At 45.5% G+C, this 16249-nt stretch carries 18 protein-coding genes; 11 read left to right on the top strand and 7 right to left on the bottom strand.

Going from position 1 to position 16249, the window contains the following annotated elements; genetic code table 11:
- Positions 1 to 2: 2 nt before the first annotated feature.
- From nrfD to nrfB, 3 genes are read right to left on the bottom strand one after another with little or no spacing between them, the layout of a single operon-like run.
- Positions 3 to 974, bottom strand: a complete 972-nt coding sequence (gene nrfD / locus L1D15_RS15305; protein ID WP_239868541.1) for a cytochrome c nitrite reductase subunit NrfD — start codon at positions 972 to 974, stop codon at positions 3 to 5.
- Entirely contained in the window at positions 974 to 1663 is a 690-nt protein-coding gene (gene nrfC / locus L1D15_RS15300; RefSeq protein ID WP_239876344.1) for a cytochrome c nitrite reductase Fe-S protein, read from the bottom strand. The genes nrfD and nrfC overlap by 1 nt, the downstream gene beginning before the upstream one ends.
- Positions 1663 to 2256, bottom strand: coding sequence for a cytochrome c nitrite reductase pentaheme subunit (gene nrfB, locus L1D15_RS15295; RefSeq protein WP_239876343.1), 594 nt, complete (start codon positions 2254 to 2256; stop codon positions 1663 to 1665). Before nrfB ends, nrfC begins: the two co-directional genes overlap by 1 nt.
- A 515-nt stretch (positions 2257 to 2771) precedes the next feature.
- Here nrfB and nrfA point away from each other — a divergent pair.
- Positions 2772 to 4160 carry an ammonia-forming nitrite reductase cytochrome c552 subunit gene (gene nrfA / locus L1D15_RS15290; RefSeq protein ID WP_239876398.1) on the top strand — a complete coding sequence of 463 codons (1389 nt, stop codon included), beginning with the start codon at positions 2772 to 2774 and terminating at the stop codon, positions 4158 to 4160.
- A 68-nt stretch (positions 4161 to 4228) separates the two neighbouring features.
- Here nrfA and L1D15_RS15285 read toward each other — a convergent pair whose 3' ends face one another.
- Positions 4229 to 4759 carry a tetratricopeptide repeat protein gene (locus tag L1D15_RS15285; protein ID WP_239876342.1) on the bottom strand — a complete coding sequence of 177 codons (531 nt, stop codon included), beginning with the start codon at positions 4757 to 4759 and terminating at the stop codon, positions 4229 to 4231.
- A gap of 94 nt (positions 4760 to 4853) precedes the next feature.
- Here L1D15_RS15285 and L1D15_RS15280 point away from each other — a divergent pair, with 94 nt between their 5' ends.
- Positions 4854 to 5198: a DUF2956 domain-containing protein gene (locus L1D15_RS15280; RefSeq protein ID WP_239876341.1), complete on the top strand. Its 345-nt coding sequence runs from the start codon at positions 4854 to 4856 to the stop codon at positions 5196 to 5198.
- A complete protein-coding gene (locus L1D15_RS15275; RefSeq protein ID WP_239876340.1) occupies positions 5182 to 5535 on the top strand; it encodes a DUF4156 domain-containing protein in 354 nt (117 codons plus the stop codon). Before L1D15_RS15280 ends, L1D15_RS15275 begins: the two co-directional genes overlap by 17 nt.
- On the opposite strand, the gene L1D15_RS15270 is transcribed toward L1D15_RS15275, so the two are convergent.
- Positions 5532 to 5819, bottom strand: coding sequence for a helix-turn-helix domain-containing protein (locus L1D15_RS15270; protein ID WP_239837592.1), 288 nt, complete (start codon positions 5817 to 5819; stop codon positions 5532 to 5534). The two genes, L1D15_RS15275 and L1D15_RS15270, sit on opposite strands and share 4 nt — an antisense overlap.
- Before the next feature lie 213 nt (positions 5820 to 6032).
- Here L1D15_RS15270 and L1D15_RS15265 point away from each other — a divergent pair, with 213 nt between their 5' ends.
- Genes L1D15_RS15265 through L1D15_RS15250 form a run of 4 tightly spaced genes read left to right on the top strand, consistent with a single transcriptional unit; the run spans position 6033 to position 8390 of the window.
- Positions 6033 to 6380: an ArsC family reductase gene (locus L1D15_RS15265; RefSeq protein ID WP_239876339.1), complete on the top strand. Its 348-nt coding sequence runs from the start codon at positions 6033 to 6035 to the stop codon at positions 6378 to 6380.
- Positions 6381 to 6397: 17 nt separating this feature from the next.
- On the top strand, positions 6398 to 7531 hold the full coding sequence (dapE, locus tag L1D15_RS15260) for a succinyl-diaminopimelate desuccinylase (RefSeq protein ID WP_239876338.1): 1134 nt from the start codon (positions 6398 to 6400) through the stop codon (positions 7529 to 7531).
- Positions 7532 to 7533: 2 nt separating this feature from the next.
- Entirely contained in the window at positions 7534 to 8217 is a 684-nt protein-coding gene (locus tag L1D15_RS15255) for a M15 family metallopeptidase (protein ID WP_239868535.1), read from the top strand.
- Positions 8217 to 8390, top strand: coding sequence for a DUF2897 family protein (locus L1D15_RS15250; protein ID WP_239876337.1), 174 nt, complete (start codon positions 8217 to 8219; stop codon positions 8388 to 8390). Before L1D15_RS15255 ends, L1D15_RS15250 begins: the two co-directional genes overlap by 1 nt.
- Positions 8391 to 8416: 26 nt before the next feature.
- Here the strand turns inward: L1D15_RS15250 and L1D15_RS15245 are convergent, their stop codons facing one another.
- Together L1D15_RS15245 and syd are read right to left on the bottom strand one after the other, a co-directional pair.
- Positions 8417 to 9193: a Zn-ribbon-containing protein gene (locus L1D15_RS15245; protein WP_239867503.1), complete on the bottom strand. Its 777-nt coding sequence runs from the start codon at positions 9191 to 9193 to the stop codon at positions 8417 to 8419.
- 2 nt (positions 9194 to 9195) lie between these two features.
- Entirely contained in the window at positions 9196 to 9741 is a 546-nt protein-coding gene (syd, locus tag L1D15_RS15240) for a SecY-interacting protein (RefSeq protein ID WP_172854593.1), read from the bottom strand.
- An 89-nt stretch (positions 9742 to 9830) separates the two neighbouring features.
- On the opposite strand from syd, the gene queF reads away from it, so the two are divergent.
- The 4 genes from queF to ppnN all read left to right on the top strand — a co-directional run bounded on the left by queF (position 9831) and on the right by ppnN (position 16206).
- Complete coding sequence (gene queF / locus L1D15_RS15235) at positions 9831 to 10676, top strand: NADPH-dependent 7-cyano-7-deazaguanine reductase QueF (protein WP_239876336.1); 846 nt, start codon at positions 9831 to 9833, stop codon at positions 10674 to 10676.
- 15 nt (positions 10677 to 10691) lie between these two features.
- The gene (locus L1D15_RS15230; protein ID WP_239876335.1) at positions 10692 to 12962 is read left to right on the top strand and encodes a tetratricopeptide repeat protein; all 2271 of its coding nucleotides are present in this window, start codon (positions 10692 to 10694) and stop codon (positions 12960 to 12962) included.
- 110 nt (positions 12963 to 13072) lie between these two features.
- Positions 13073 to 14638, top strand: a complete 1566-nt coding sequence (locus tag L1D15_RS15225; protein ID WP_239876334.1) for a GGDEF domain-containing protein — start codon at positions 13073 to 13075, stop codon at positions 14636 to 14638.
- A 206-nt stretch (positions 14639 to 14844) separates the two neighbouring features.
- Positions 14845 to 16206, top strand: a complete 1362-nt coding sequence (gene ppnN, locus L1D15_RS15220) for a nucleotide 5'-monophosphate nucleosidase PpnN (protein WP_239867489.1) — start codon at positions 14845 to 14847, stop codon at positions 16204 to 16206.
- The last annotated feature ends 43 nt before the right edge of the window (positions 16207 to 16249 follow it).

Here is a 16249-nt window from a genome sequence, read left to right as displayed (position 1 = left end):
AACTATACAACCGTCATCTGGCCGGCATAGAGAATGAAAGTCCGCAGCATCAGTACCCCAACCAAGCTCAGAGTGGTCACAATAAAGATGTAGCCACCATTATGGCGCACTTCTGTTGGGGTAACCGCATTCAGTGTCAGCGGTAATAGCATTCCTATCAACACCACACCAAACCAGAACCAGTTGGACCAAAAGCCTCCTCCTATCGCATTCCAAGCCGCCACTTCATTCTGACCGCCGCTGAATATCAGCCCCGTGAAAAAGGTCACCAAAACAAACAGTTCGAATAACACAACCGGACGTTCAAATCCATGCACCCAACTGACACTCGGACTGTGCGGCGATTCTTTAAATACTAGAATGCCAAACAGTAAGCAAGCCGCAGCACCTGAAGAAAGGCTAGAGAAGAGAAAGAGGATTGGCAAAACCGGATTGTTTAGCATCGGGTATGTTTTAAGGGCTGAGAGTAAAAAACCGGTATAGGCCGCGAGTAATAAAGCAAGCACACCGAGGAACAACTCAACAGGGTTATTCATCTTACCGATTTTGATCAACACGCCATCAACCCAGTCCAATAGCCCACCCGGAAGCTTACCTTCACAGAACTGTATGATCTGGTGGCGGAAAATCACACCAATCCAAACGAATAAGACCGCCATATAAACTTGGAAGAGAATCACCCCCATCGACATGACTGAAGATGGATTGAAGTAGATCATAATCTTCCAGAACGCCAAAGGTTTGGTGAGATGGAAAATCAATATGGTCAAGCCAACAATAATGCCAAAGGGAGCCAACCAAGCGACGGCTTTAAGGATGCCATTATTGGCGGGGTCGCCTTCTATTACGCGGCGTTTGAGATACAGGCCAATCATCACAGCCCCAGCAGACATACCCGCAAGAAACAAGTAAATGGCGATAATCCAGTCCCAGACCAATGAATCAAAATGGAAAGCTGTTTCAATACCGTTCATCATGAAACCTCCCCTTTGTTGTGTGGTATTTTGTACAACTTAGGTTTGGTGCCTAAGTGTGATTTATCTCGATAGACCACATGGTTGCTTAATACTTGATTGATTTTGCTTTCTGGATCGTTGAGGTCGCCAAACACTAAAGCTTTGGTCGGACAGGATTCAACACAGGCAGGTAACTTGCCCTCGGCAAGATTGGTATCTCGACAGAAATTGCACTTGTCAGCCGAATGATCTTCGGGGTTAAAGAAGCGCACTTGGTATGGACAAGCCGCAAGGCAGTAACCACAACCAACACACTTTTCTTTATGCACATCAACAATGCCAGTTTGCTCATCTTTATATGCGGCCCCCGTAGGGCAAACGTACACACAAGGTGGGTTTTCACAATGCTGGCAGGACTTACGAGTGAAGCGATAATTTACATCAGGAAACTCTCCCTGCGGTTCACTACGAATGATTTCCAGTCTAGAGACCCCTTCTGGAACCTTGTTAACTTCCCGGCAAGCTTCTGTACACGCGGTACAACCTATACATGCAGTCTCGTCGTGCACCATGCCATAGAGTTTGTTATCTACCTGCTCGACATTTGCCAGTGTTTTTCGACTACCAATCATTGCAGTCCCAGCGACGCCAGTGGTCATAATCAGAGCACCAGCACCAGTTAAAAAGCTTCGTCTAGAACAACTCATTATTCTTGCTCCTCTTTCAACTGGTTAAAGTCTGAGTGACAATCAACGCACAACTTGATTGTCTGCTTGCGATCCAAGCTAAGCACTTTCGCCTTGTTGGCATGAACATCATGACAGTTAGAACAAGTCAGATTTTTTGCATGCACATCATGCGTCCAGCTATCCTCTCGTAAGTACTTCGGCTTATGACAGTCAGTACACTGACTGTTTGCCTTCAAAATAGCATCAGGATCGAGATACACCTTCTCTGTACCCGGTTGAGATTGGGCTGATGAGAATTTAATCACTTGCGGTGCACCTTCGCGGTGATCAGGACCGATGTTACTGTGACAGTTCGTACAATTCACTTCACGACCGAGAATCTCATGGGCATTTTCACCATGGGATTGCAGAAGTGATTCCTTGGAATCCTTATGACATTGAATACATTTGTAATCTTTATCACGGATAAGCGTAACTTCATGACGAGTTGAAGCTTCTTCAGCACTGGGGGCAGAAGAATCAGCAGCAATAGCATGAAGAGAATAACCATAGAGGTAGAATGCAAGAAGAGTTTTCAGCATTATGACTATGGCCAACTTTATATTGCCCATTTTATCCTTTCCTTATTCCAGAACAGATTTTAAGCCACACTTAAAATACACAGTCTGGTCAAAACTAATGCCCTTCAGTGGTATTTTTAAAAACCACTAAATGAGATCAATTCTTATTTTGGATAAGCCACAACGCTATCAGTAATAGTCTACTCTCCCTACTCTTTAGTAGTAGCTTTTTTACACTAAAACTCGATCCTTATCACCCTATTCTAAGTGTGGTTAAGTGGCATAACCCATTGATGATAATTAATTTCATTACCTAAAATGCAGCACCAAACTACCCCTTTAGGGTTATTAAAAATCAACTTTGACTCAGATCACTGCTCTAAATTGATCTAAGGCAATAAAAAGCGATTCGTGCGTTTTAGAAATATTTCCTTTTATTACAATTTATTTCAGTTCTCCGATTCTTAATTTGGAATTAGCCTGTTCACAACGCTGCTAATAAACAGAATTATGGAGATAACACTGTGAAGAAATTGCACTGGATACCAAAATCTGCTGCAGCAATAATGATATTGGCAGGAACCTTAGCCAGTACTCATGGTTTTGCTGCATCTGATGAAAAAGAACTGATCGATCCACGAAATCAGGCCTATGAACAACATCACCCTGATCAGTACCAATCTTGGAAAGAAACCTCTGAAAGCGATCATATTGAAGATGCTCTCGCAGAAGATCCTAATATGGTCATCATGTGGGCAGGCTACGGCTTCGCTAAAGACTACAATAAAGCTCGTGGTCACTTTTATGCCGTGGATGACGTCCGCCAAACTCTAAGAACGGGTGCGCCCAGTGATGAAAAATCGGGCCCAATGCCTATGGCTTGTTGGAGTTGTAAGAGCCCAGATGTCGGGCGAGTTATCGACGAGCGGGGGGAAGACGGCTATTTTGAAGGCAAGTGGGCACGACTTGGCGACCAAATTGTTAACCCCATTGGCTGTGCCGACTGTCATGATACTCGTAGTGACGCCTTCAAAAATGGTCAACCTGCTTTGAAATTAACTAAGCCCTATGTCGAGCGCGCTTTCCAAGCTATAGACAAGCCCTTTGAAGATCAATCTCGCCTCGACCAGCAAGCGTCGGTCTGCGCACAATGTCACGTCGAGTATTACTTCACTGGGCCGAAAAAATCGGTCAAATTCCCGTGGGATAAAGGCACTAGCGTCACCGCGATGGAAGAATACTATGATGCATTAGGCTTTAAGGACTGGACACATAAAGTGTCGAAAGCTCCGATGCTGAAAGCGCAGCACCCTGGCTACGAAACTTGGCGAGCAGGTATTCATGGTAAGAACAAAGTCGCTTGTGTCGACTGCCACATGCCTAAGGTCACCAAGGAAGACGGTACTGTTTACACAGATCATAAAGTCGGCAATCCATTTGATCGTTTTGAAGACACCTGTGCCAATTGTCATACACAAAGCAAAGATCAATTGAAAAACATCGTCTCTTCACGCAAAGCGCAAGTCCTCAATATGAAACTGACGGCTGAAAAACAAATCGTTGCCGCCCATTTTGAAGCTGGTGAAGCATGGAAGGCAGGTGCAACCGAAGAAGAGATGAAGGACATACTGCAAGATATTCGCCATGCGCAATGGCGCTGGGACTACGCGATTGCCTCCCATGGTGTTCACATGCATGCACCAGAAGTTGCACTGGAAGTACTAGGTACAGCCGTTGTTCGCGCAGCTGATGCACGAACTAAACTGGCTCGTTTACTCGCCACCAAAGGCATCACTGAGCCTGTCGAGTTACCCGACATTTCCACCAAAGCCAAAGCTCAGCAAGCACTTGGTATGGACATGGACAAAATGAACAGCGACAAACAGCACTTCCTAAAAACAGTCGTCCCTGAATGGGAAGAATCCGCACAAAAACGTGAAGAGGCGACCTACTAAGATAGAAAAAACGAACAAAAAACCTCCCGAGTTGGGAGGTTTTTTTAATTGAAAGCCTGCCGAAGCAGCTACAACATCGATTTTGCTTGGTTCAACGAATGAATAATCGCCACTCGATCTAAATCTTGACGCTGTGAATCGAGTAACTGTGTCCATGTGTCAATTGCCTCTTGATAGCGAAAGCTAATAAAATGATCATTAGCGATCAAGGTCAAAGCCGTCACATTACGGGCATCCAACTCCAGCGCCTTTGCCAGTAAATGCTTCACCTCTTCAGTCATACGCTGGGAGCGTTCAAAGTAAAGCGCGGTCGCCTTTGCGGCAAATTGATTAGCACTACGTTCCGGGCTTAGGCGAATCGCATAATCGAAACAAGTGAGTGCCGAGGAAAAGTCCTGCTCATTCAGATAACCGTGTCCTAGTTGAAACCATAAGTCAGCCTGATTGGGATCCTGCTTAAGCTGATTCTGGATATCTTGCATCCACGCATCATAAGTTTGAGTTGAAAGCACAGGTTGTTGAGCTATTGGCACTTCGCCCCGTAGCCATAAAAATACTGGGAGTGATAGAGCTAAGCTGCTCACCAAGATACGTTTCATTTATCCGCTCCCCTACAAAGGAATATCTTCGATGATAGACAGAATTATATCGTGTTAAGATAAGACTATCTTTGATCTCGCGGTAATAACCTTCATGAAAAACAAAGTCGTTCCTTCTCAGGAAACACAACAAGAAGCGATGAAAATCGCCAAAGCGACACAAAAGCCAGGCCAAACTAAAGAACAGACTAAATTGATTGCTCAGGGAATCGAAAAAGGCATCGCTCTGTACAAAAAGCAGCACAAAGATAAAGCTCGCCAAGCGGATAAAGCCAAGAAAAAAGCACAAAAAGCCAAGCAAGCTCAACACTCTGCAATCGTCCAGCCAGAAGCCGAAACAGTGACAACGGTAGAAGCGCAACCAAAAACCAATATGCTACCATGGGCATTATTAGCCCTCAGTTGGATTGGTTTTATTATTTATGTCACTCAAATTTAGCCAGCTGTGCTTCATCGCTCTGTCGATTACTTTACTCGCAGGCTGCACAACCCCAATCTCTCAACTCAATAAGGATGCCAGCAACGTCCAGATCAGAATGGACAGCAGTTTCAATCCCGCGAACTGTCAGTGGCAGGGCGATCTAACTGGCAGTGAAGGACACTGGTACACCTACCTGTTCTACCCTAACGATGTCATGGTTCAGGGAGCGGCTAATCAGATAAAAAATCGCGCCAGACAGTTGGGCGCGAATACCGTTTATGTCGTGTCACCACAGGACTTCACGACATCATTTACTTTACTGGGCAGCGCGTATGACTGCGCTGGCGAAGATTAAGCACTGAACCCTAGGCTGGCAGCAATATCAGCCTCTCTGTCTAATACCCATTGGCTGTCAAAAGGCCCCCAGTCCGATAATTGATAATAACCATCGTTGTGCCGACGACCATCTTGGATGAACATCAGTTCAATACCAATACCAGGCAATGCTTTGATGACATCTTGAATCGTCCGGCGAGGCCAGCCCGTTTTCTCGATCAGTTTGGGCACATTTGGTCGTTCGAGGTTTTGAACCAGTAATGCCAAATATAAGCGTCTTGCAAAAACAGGACTCAATTCCATTGATACCTCCTATAAATTTCTAGAGTCATTATTTCTGTTTTGCTATGTGGTGTGTTGCGTTTGATCAATAACTCATCGATCCTCAACTTTTGAAACACATTTTTTTTGTTAGATGAAATATATCTGAGACACTTTTGTCTCTGATTACAGTTCCTGCTAGGATGCCAAAAAGCTTCTAATAACTTTATATAAGTCACTCTCAAAGGTTTAACTATGACAATCACCATGTACGGAATTCCGAACTGCGATACCATCAAAAAGGCTAAAAAATGGCTGAAAGCAGAAGGCGTGGAGTTCCAATTCCATGATTACCGTAAACAGGGCGTTGATAAGCAAATGGTTGAAACATTTTGCCAGCAACTAGGCTGGGAAAATGTGCTTAACAAACGCGGCACGACTTTTCGTCAGCTAACTCAGGAACAGAAAGACAGTCTGAACGAAACCAATGCCATTGATCTGCTGGTAGAACAACCGGCAATGATCAAACGCCCAATTTTAGTCTCTGGTGATGACTACCATCTTGGTTTTAAAGCCGAACAATACTCAGCCATTTTCTCTTAAGCAAAAGGAATTCAAGGATGACAGACAGCCCTACTTTGGCGCTTGCAAAAGACTTAATTAGCCGCCAATCGGTAACACCTGTGGATGCAGGTTGTCAGGATGTGATGATTGAACGCCTGAAAGCTTTAGGATTTGAAATTGAAGTGATGGTGTTTGAAGACACCACAAACTTCTGGGCACGTCGTGGCACAGAAGCACCGCTGTTTGCGTTTGCCGGCCACACTGATGTCGTGCCAGCGGGTAATGTCGAGCTATGGGATACGCCTCCATTCGAACCAACTATGGTTGACGGCTACCTACACGGTCGCGGAGCCGCCGACATGAAAGGCTCTCTCGCTAGCATGATTGTTGCTGTTGAGCAGTTCATTGCCGAAAACCCTGACCACAAAGGTTCAATTGGCTTTCTGATTACTTCAGACGAAGAAGGCCCGTTCATCAATGGCACAGTCCGTGTTGTCGAAACCCTAATGGCGCGCGGCGAAAACATCGACATGTGTATCGTCGGTGAGCCCTCCAGTACAGAAATAGTGGGCGATGTGGTCAAAAATGGTCGCCGTGGTTCCATCACCGGAGACTTAACCGTTAAAGGCATCCAAGGACACGTCGCTTACCCGCACTTGGCGAAAAACCCAGTGCATCAATCGCTCCTCGCCATTCATGAACTGGCTTCCACTGAATGGGATAAGGGCAATGACTACTTCCCACCAACCAGTTTCCAGATCCCGAATGTGCATGCAGGAACCGGTGCATCTAACGTGATCCCGGGTGAGTTCAATGTTCAGTTTAACCTGCGTTTCAGCACCGAGCTTAACAACGACATGATCGTTAAGCGCGTCACTGACACTCTCGATAAGCACGACTTAGACTACGAGCTAAAATGGACCTTCAACGGCGACCCATTCCTAACCGATACTGGCGCACTTCTCGACGCTGTGGTTGACGCCGTTGATAGCGTCAATCAAACCAAACCGGCTCTACTCACCACTGGAGGTACCTCCGATGGCCGCTTTATCGCCCGTATGGGTGGTCAGGTAGTGGAGTTAGGCCCAGTTAACGCAACTATCCATAAAGTGAACGAGTGCGTGAAAGTGGACGACCTTGAAAAGCTGACCAAGATGTATCAGAAAACACTGGAGAATCTTCTGGCGTGAACATAACCCCTGAGCAGCTGACTGGCAAAGTTTCGACTCACCTGACTGACACTATGTTTGGTCATAAGGTTTTCGCCGTTCACCCTAATGTCGAAAGCGATTTACAGGCTTTGCGACAGGCAGCGGTTCAGGCAGGTTTCAATCTCAATATTGCCAGCGGGTTCCGCGATTTTGAGCGCCAGAAAACCATCTGGAACAGAAAGATGGCTGGTCAAACAGCCATTCTTGATCAAAACAGCCAACCTCTAGATAGCCAAAGACTTTCTGATTCAGAAAAGATTATGGCTATCTTACGTTGGTCTGCACTACCGGGTGCCAGTCGCCATCATTGGGGATGTGACTTCGATGTATTTGATCGCAGCAGTCTACCTCAAGATATCCAGTTGCAGCTTGAGCCTTGGGAATACTTAACGGGCCATCAGGCAGAGTTTTACCGTTGGCTCAAAGAGTCGCTGACTGAATTTGGATTCTTCTTTCCATATGCAAGATATCAGGGCGGTGTCGCAGCAGAGCCATGGCACATTAGTCATGGCGCAACCGCATCGTCTTGTTTATCTCAGCTTAGTCTGGAGACACTTCAAAAAGAGCTGATAAACAGCGGTATACTGGGTGAGGAAGTGGTGTTGTCGAATCTCGAAACGATCTACAATCAATTTATCACCAATATCTCCAATGAGGTGGATTAATGGAACTACTCACCAACCCTTGGGTGATCATCTTTATCGTCTTGAGTGTCATCATAGGTAATATTGCCGCGCTGAAATACACAGCCAAAATGAAGTTTGGACAAACGGACAAAAAAACTCGCTCGCAGGACAAAGAGCCCGCTGAGCAAGAAGAAAAAAAAGACCCGCAATAATACGGGTCTTGTTTATTTAAGATGCGCTATTTGATGTGATCCCAAGAAATATTGGAGACAATTCGGCATTCATCGCACTTAAAGTGGAAAATGTCATGCAGTGGCTCATCCAATAACCACTCTCCGCCGCACTTAGGGCATTTACGCTGTTTTTCATCTTTCAGACTTTTGCCACCGACTCGGTACTGATAGTAATAGGTCGGAATTTCTGTCACATATTCGATCCGACCACGTAAATCCCAGCCACGCTTGAAAAGGACACTGTCGGCATCACAAATTTCATGTAGTGCCGCATGCTCCGCTCGGCAAGCACCAGCCATCTGGATTTCATCGCATGCCTGCCACTCAGTCTGCCATTTGATGACCGCTTTATGGTCGCCATTGAGTGTCGGGCCATTACGATAAAGAGGGATTGGCAGTAAACTTTCACCACTGCGCAAAGGAGAACAGGTATGCACATAAGTGGTATAGAGCACCTGCCATTCAGGAGTTGTTTCTTCTGCCGCTTGCTCTGAATTCAAATCTCGTCCAAGTAAACGAGCCTTAGGTGCCAGTAAGCACGCTTCTGCCAAACGTTCGATGCAAACATTAACAAAATCCGAATGGTATTTAGGGTGCAAACTTTCCTGCTCAGGGCACACTACTCGAACAAAAAACTCCCCTTCCCCCATCACGATAGGGAACTCACGCCCAAGTACCTGACCGTTATAACGCAACGCATCCATCAGGCCATTAATCGCTTTATCGACAGCAGAAATTGTGGTGTTATCAAAACACTCAAACTGTAATTCAACAACGTACATGGTTATACCGCAGGCTCTAGGTTAGCCAAAAACTCCGCTACATTCTCGGCAAGCACATCACGCTTATCGGTACCCAAACGTTCGAGAATAACGTTGCCTGTCAGATTACAAATGGAAATCACGTCCAATTCCGCATCAGTTGCTGCGATGAAAACCGTTGGCTTCAGTTTCAGACGACGCTGAGTGACAAGGTGGCCAAGAATGTTTTCCTGCAAACGAACAAAATCTTCATCACTCCATACCTGAAGTAGTGTCAGCTCATTCCCGTTCCAAGTCGCCTCCATATCCGCACTGTACTGCGAACCATAGAAGGTTTTAATGTCTTGATGGAGTGTCAGTTCGATACCGTTTTCAACATTAGTGAAATCCGCTGGATGCTCACGCTCATCTGCCTGCCATTCAACATAGTCAGTCTGCTTTGCTTCAACGCAAGGTGACACGAGATCCACCAGCTCTTCGCTTCTTGGCAAATGTCCATGGGTGTCAAGACAGCTCTGACGGTACTTTTCACTGAACGAACGCAGCGCTTGCAAGGCAGTTTCAGCCATTAGATTCTCCAATTGAGTCTTCGAATGTTCGCTTTTAACGACAGGATTGCGTAAAATTCTCGCCATTCTAATCCAAATCTATGCAAAGTATGAGCAAATATTCTGACGCAAAGGAACTGGCGGGATTAACGCTCGGTCAAAAAACCGAATACGCCAACCAATACGACGCTTCATTACTTCAACCTGTACCTCGTAGCTTAAATCGCGATGATCTTAATCTAGGTAATGCTCTACCATTTCAAGGCTGCGATATCTGGACTCTGTATGAGCTGTCTTGGCTTAATGAAAAAGGCTTACCACAAGTCGCAATTGGCGAAGTATCGATCCCAGCGACCAGTACCAACTTGATTGAATCCAAGTCTTTTAAATTGTATCTCAACAGCTTTAACCAAACCCGCTTTAGTTCATGGGATCAGGTTGAACAAGCATTAGCAAAGGATCTCTCCCGCTGTGCTGGTGAAGAGGTTTCAGTCACTATTCGTTCTGTCGTCGACTATACCGACAGCGTGATCGTGACAATGAACGGCGACTGCATTGATGATCAGGATATTGAGATTGAGAGCTACGAGTTTGATACCAGCTTGCTAGAAGGTGCCACAGAGCAAGAACATGTATCAGAGAGCCTGCATAGCCATCTTCTCAAATCCAACTGTCTGATCACCAACCAACCAGATTGGGGAAGCGTTGAGATTCAGTATCAGGGTCAAAAAATCAATCGAGAAGCTCTGTTACGCTACCTAGTGTCATTCCGTGAACACAACGAGTTCCATGAACAGTGCGTTGAGCGTATCTTCACTGACATAATGAAATACTGTCAGCCAGAAAAGCTAACCGTCTACGCTCGTTACACACGACGTGGTGGTCTGGATATCAACCCTTACCGCTCAACGGAACAAGCGCAGCCAACTCATAACCAACGTATGGCTCGCCAATAAGGATTACATTTAAGGATGCAGATTTTGCGCTGGGAACGTTTGTTTGGATTATTGATTTTATTACTGTCATCTCAGGTGATGGCTTCTACTGTCTATTCATCAGCCATGCTTAATGAAGCCAGCACTCTGGTGGATATCGTACCTAAGCAATCCAAGCAACTCGCAACTAATTATCTCGCCCAGCGCAAGCTGACTAACCAAACCGAGCAGAGCCCGTCCGCCATTTCTCGGGATGATTCCGACAGTCGGGTCAGAACACCTGGTGGTACTATTGACGCACTGAAAATTCTTGCCCGTGCAGAATTCAACTTAGGTAACCCTGATGCTGCACTGAAATACCTCAACGAAGCTCAAGCGCTAACCACCACTTACCTACTCCCTTATTTAAGCCTTGATTTACAATTACTCGAAATCCGCTTGCGCTGGAAGATAGACGGAGATACGGAAACTGCGAGAAAAAATATCACTGAGGTTGAACGAGCATTTGATGCTATCCAAAATCCAGAACAACTGGCCAAGGGACTCCATTACCAGCTCATTATGCTGAAAGCTGATATTGCATCAGCGGAAGGGGAGATAGAACTTGCGAATCGGTTATACAAGGAGGTGATCCCTTATATTGAGCAGTCCAATAACAAGCATACGGTGATCGCTTATCACATTGCTCTGGGTAAACACTTCCTTACCCACAAACTGTACAACAAAGCCCTTTCTGAATTACTAACCAGTTATTGGAGCGCAATTGAAGATACCTCAGGCATACAACTCGCAGAAGTTAACCGCCTTTTAGGGCAATTGTTCTATGAAAGACGCGTATTAGATAAAGCCACCGATCATTTTTCACAGGCTGCAGACTTCTACGACAATTATGAAAATTCGCCTATTTTGCCTCCAATTCTCAAACGTATGGGTGACATTTACTATCATCAAGGCAAATATAACCTCGCTTTAGTACACTACTTCAACGCTATCGATCATGAACGTATCCAGAACAACATAGAGAACGTCATCGACATCCGCTTAGCGCTTGCCGCCACCTATTTACAATTAGTGAATTTTCCCCTTGCAGAGCAATACCTTGAGCGTGCCGAGGAGCTGCTGACCTATGTCGATATTCCCAAACTTAAAGCACAAGCTCTATTGTTAGAAGCGGGACTGGCTTCCCACCAAAGGCACCCGAAAGAAGTGGTAACAAAAGCCACGAAAGCTTTGAACATTGCGATTGAAATCGAAGACCTTTCGATTCAGAAGCATGCCTATCAGATGCTTAATATTGGTAACGAACTACTTGGCAACTACAAAGCGGCATTAAAATACCTCCAGCAATACAACGCGTTGTCCAACATTGAACAACAGGAACTGGCGTTGATCAACGAGGATGATTTTAGACAACAGAAAGATGTGGTTGAACAGACACTTCACCTCGTGGAGCAGAAAGAAAAACTGGAACAAACTGAAAACGAATATCGTAAGTTCCAAAAAATTTCCTTTACGCTATTTGTCACCTGCGCGCTGTTATTTATCTTTTTACTGCGCCGCGGTCACATCATGAGTGTGCAAAAAGAGGAGATAGATGAACTCAACGACGATCTCTACACACACTCCCGTTCAGGGCTGAAAAACCTTCGCATGCTCAATGCTAAGCTGCCTGCCTCATTGGAGGCCAGTAGCCATAAGTTTGAGAAATGGCATGTCGGAGAACTGATCCATGAACCCCTAAATGATCGACTGCGCTTTGTCATGGTAGACATCCCTTTTCTGCGCAATATGTATTTGCAACATGGCTATGCCGATGGGCTCAAGCTTGAGAAAGCCCTCGGTCAGTTCCTCCAAGAAAAGGTCCAACGCCCGGCAAGGATATATCATTTCTCCGATGCAAACTTACTTTACATCGAGCCCAATAGTGACAATACTGCCCAGCCAGAACAAGTATTTGAAAAGGTGCAGAACTGGGTGGATGAATTTGCTCAAAAGTATGCCCTCAATAATATTATTCGTATGGGTATGGCTGATTACCCATTTTTGCCACGTGCTTATACCGCCATCAATGATAAAGAACTACTGGACATTTTACTGATGTCGACCAGTGCCGCCCGCACTTTAAGTATGAAAGAACACTCTAGCCAGTGGGTGTATTTGAAAGCGATAGAGAACGCGCCTGCAGCCAGCCTGGCAACCGGAAATATACGTAAAGCATGTAAGCATTCCATCAGCCAGGGATTGATAAAAGTGCACTCTTCTTACAAGAATGAGGAGAGCATCAAAAAATTATTAAAAGATGAGTAAAAGCTACTCAAACAGCTCGGATTGAGCGTGACGCGGTAATTTTATTTGTTATTATCGTTTGATTAATTAATAAGATTTTTTTGATCTTATCTTCATAAGCATAGATTTTCATGGGCGTCCTCGAGCAAGATATTCAGTCACAGCTGCACAATCTGAAATCTCAATTAGAGCAAGTTCGATTGACACAAAGAGATACCTCGTTCAAATTTAAAAGAGAGCAAAAGGTATTGAAGCGCATCATTGCATCACTCAGTGACGCATGTCGTAGTGAAGATCCAAGACTCAAATCAGGGCTAACAGAACTAAGACAAGCCATAGAGCAACAAAAAGATGTCAGTGCCCTTATCCCGAAGTTGGCAGTGCTTGAGCGTTTACTCAAGCAACAGAGTGTGGCGATGGAAAAACAAACCGAGCATCTGGACTCCCAGATCAAACACAGTGGCGAAACCCTGCTACGAGTGACAGGCCTACCGGCAAAAGTGAAGCGTGACCTACGCGATTTGCTCAGCTATTCAAATGGCGTCGAGCGACCAAAAGCCGACTCAGCGATGAAGTTACTCGCGATTTACGAACGCTCCCTAAAAATCATCACATCCAACCCTGATACAGCCATCAATCAGATTACGAATAGTGCTGACAAAGAACTGCTATTGCGCCTTTCTGAAGAACTGCAACACGTCATTACCGAGTTAGATTTCGAAGGTGAATCTGGCGACTTGCTCTCGGATATCCGCGCTAAATTACTGCTTGGAGTCAATACTCATGTGTTGATTGAATTAACTTTGCAGGTTCTTAAGTTGGTCATTGACGGAACCAAGTATGAGCGCAAAACCTCAGAGCAATTTTTAGAACAAGTGAATGCATCTCTCTCATCAACACTGAAAAGCTCCTCTCAGAATGTCGATCAAAGCCAAACCTATTTTGAACACCGTCAGGAAATGAATAGTGAGCTAGATGATCTCGTTTCAGAAACCAAAGCAAAAGTGGATGACGCCAGCTCTCTAGATTCGCTGCAAACGCAGCTCAACCCATTGCTTGCTAAACTCAGCTCTCTTTCTGAGCGTCTTCATCACGCTGAACAACGAGAGCAAGCGCTGATTGACCGTATGAGTTATGGAAAAAATCAACTGGAAGCCTTGTTCGAAGTCACACAAGACTACCGTCGTCGCCTTGAAGATCAAGCCCAACGAATCCTGCTCGACCCTCTTACCAAAGTATACAACCGTACCGCTTTCAATGATCGCCTAGAACTGGAATATCGACGCTGGATACGGTCACAAAACAACTTACGTATTATCTTGCTCGATATTGATGGTTTTAAGGCGATCAATGATAGCTTTGGCTACACGGCTGGCGACAAAGCACTGAAGATTATTGCTCGCACGATAAAGAAAGAGCTATCTGATACTGATACTGTCGCGCGCTTTTCAGGTGAAGAGTTTATTGTACTAATGCCAGACGGCTCTGATAATGACTGCTTTAGTACCATCCAGAATATTCAAAACAAAGTTGCCAAGCTGCCGTTCAAATTCCGAGAGCAGAACCTCGTCATCACCATGTCCGCTTCGAGCACAGGCTTTAAAGAATCAGACACTCCTGAAGAAGTGTTAGAACGCCTAAACCGTGTTCTCAACGAAGCCAAGACGATTGGCCCAAGTCAGCTTGTCTGGAAATAACCCTACTCTTCCTTCTTTCAGAAGCCATTCATGTCGTGATTGATGTAGATATATCAATCAGTTAGCCTTTTATATCTGTCAAAGCGTGCTAAGCTTGTTAGTACCTCTCGCTTTTATATTCCCAATTACCCCTAAGGTATATGCAGAGGCACAACAACTATAAGAAAGGTTTTGCAGAGAAGCTTTCTCTCATCAAGGAGGTCACTATGATCACTCATATCAGTCCGGCTGGCAGTATGGATCTGCTTTCTCAACTCGAAGTTGAGCGTCTTAAGAAAACGGCCGCCAGTGATCTGTATCAGCTCTACCGAAATTGTACGCTTGCGGTACTAAATTCTGGTAGCCACACAGATAACTCCAAAGAACTGCTCGATAAATACAAGTCATTTGACGTCAATGTTGTCCGCCGAGAGCGAGGCATTAAACTCGAATTAAGCCATGCCCCAAAACATGCATTTGTTGATGGGCATATTATTAAGAGTATTCAAGAACATCTATTTTCTGTCTTGCGTGACATTGTTTATGTCAACATGCACCTTGCAGACAATCAGCGTTTGAACCTCACCAACCCTAGCCACATTACGAATTTGGTGTTCGGCATTCTGCGTAATGCAGGTGCGCTTACCCCCGGTATAGAGCCTAACCTAGTTGTTTGCTGGGGCGGACACTCAATCAATGCCACTGAGTATCAGTACACCCGAGAAGTGGGTCATGAACTCGGCCTACGTGAACTTAATATCTGCACAGGTTGTGGCCCAGGTGCAATGGAAGGTCCAATGAAGGGGGCGGCGATCGGTCATGCGAAACAACGCTATTACGAGCAACGTTATCTGGGCTTAACAGAGCCTTCGATCATTGCCGCTGAGCCACCAAACCCTATCGTCAATGAATTGGTGATCATGCCCGATATTGAGAAGCGCCTTGAAGCTTTTGTCCGTATGGCGCATGGCATTGTTATCTTTCCGGGTGGGGCAGGAACCGCTGAAGAGCTGCTGTACATTCTCGGCATAATGATGCACCCAGACAACGCTCACCAACCTCTGCCTATCGTTCTCACAGGGCCGAAAGAGAGCGAAGAATATTTCCGCTCCATTGATCGTTTCATCGGGGAAACCTTAGGTGAAGATGCACAGCATCACTATGAGATTGTGGTTGATGACCCAGAAAAAGTGGCTCAAATCATGAAGCGCGGCATGTCAGATGTTCGCCAACACAGAAAAGACACTGGGGACGCTTACAGCTTCAACTGGTCGCTAAAGATTGAACCCGAGTTTCAACTGCCTTTCGACCCAACACACGACAACATGGCAAGCCTTGACCTGCATCTCAATCAACGACCCGAAAACTTGGCAGCTGCTCTTAGACAGGCCTTCTCTGGCATCGTAGCAGGTAATGTAAAAGCAGAAGGTATTCGTGAAATTGAACGTCATGGCCCATTTGTACTCGATGGCGATGCCACTCTGATGAAGAAGATGGACAAATTGCTACGTGACTTTGTTGAGCAGGATCGCATGAAGCTCCCAGGCGGCAGTGCCTACGAACCATGCTATCAGATTAAGACTGCCTGATCGCCGCTGGCAATCTATTTTTCATGCTTTACAATAAGGGCTC

Origin of the sequence: Vibrio sp. Isolate25, from assembly GCF_022398025.1 — a bacterium.
Classification (GTDB): Bacteria; Pseudomonadota; Gammaproteobacteria; order Enterobacterales; family Vibrionaceae; genus Vibrio; species Vibrio coralliilyticus_A.
Note: the sequence above shows the minus strand (reverse complement) of the source record. Positions and strands in the feature narration are given on the sequence as shown.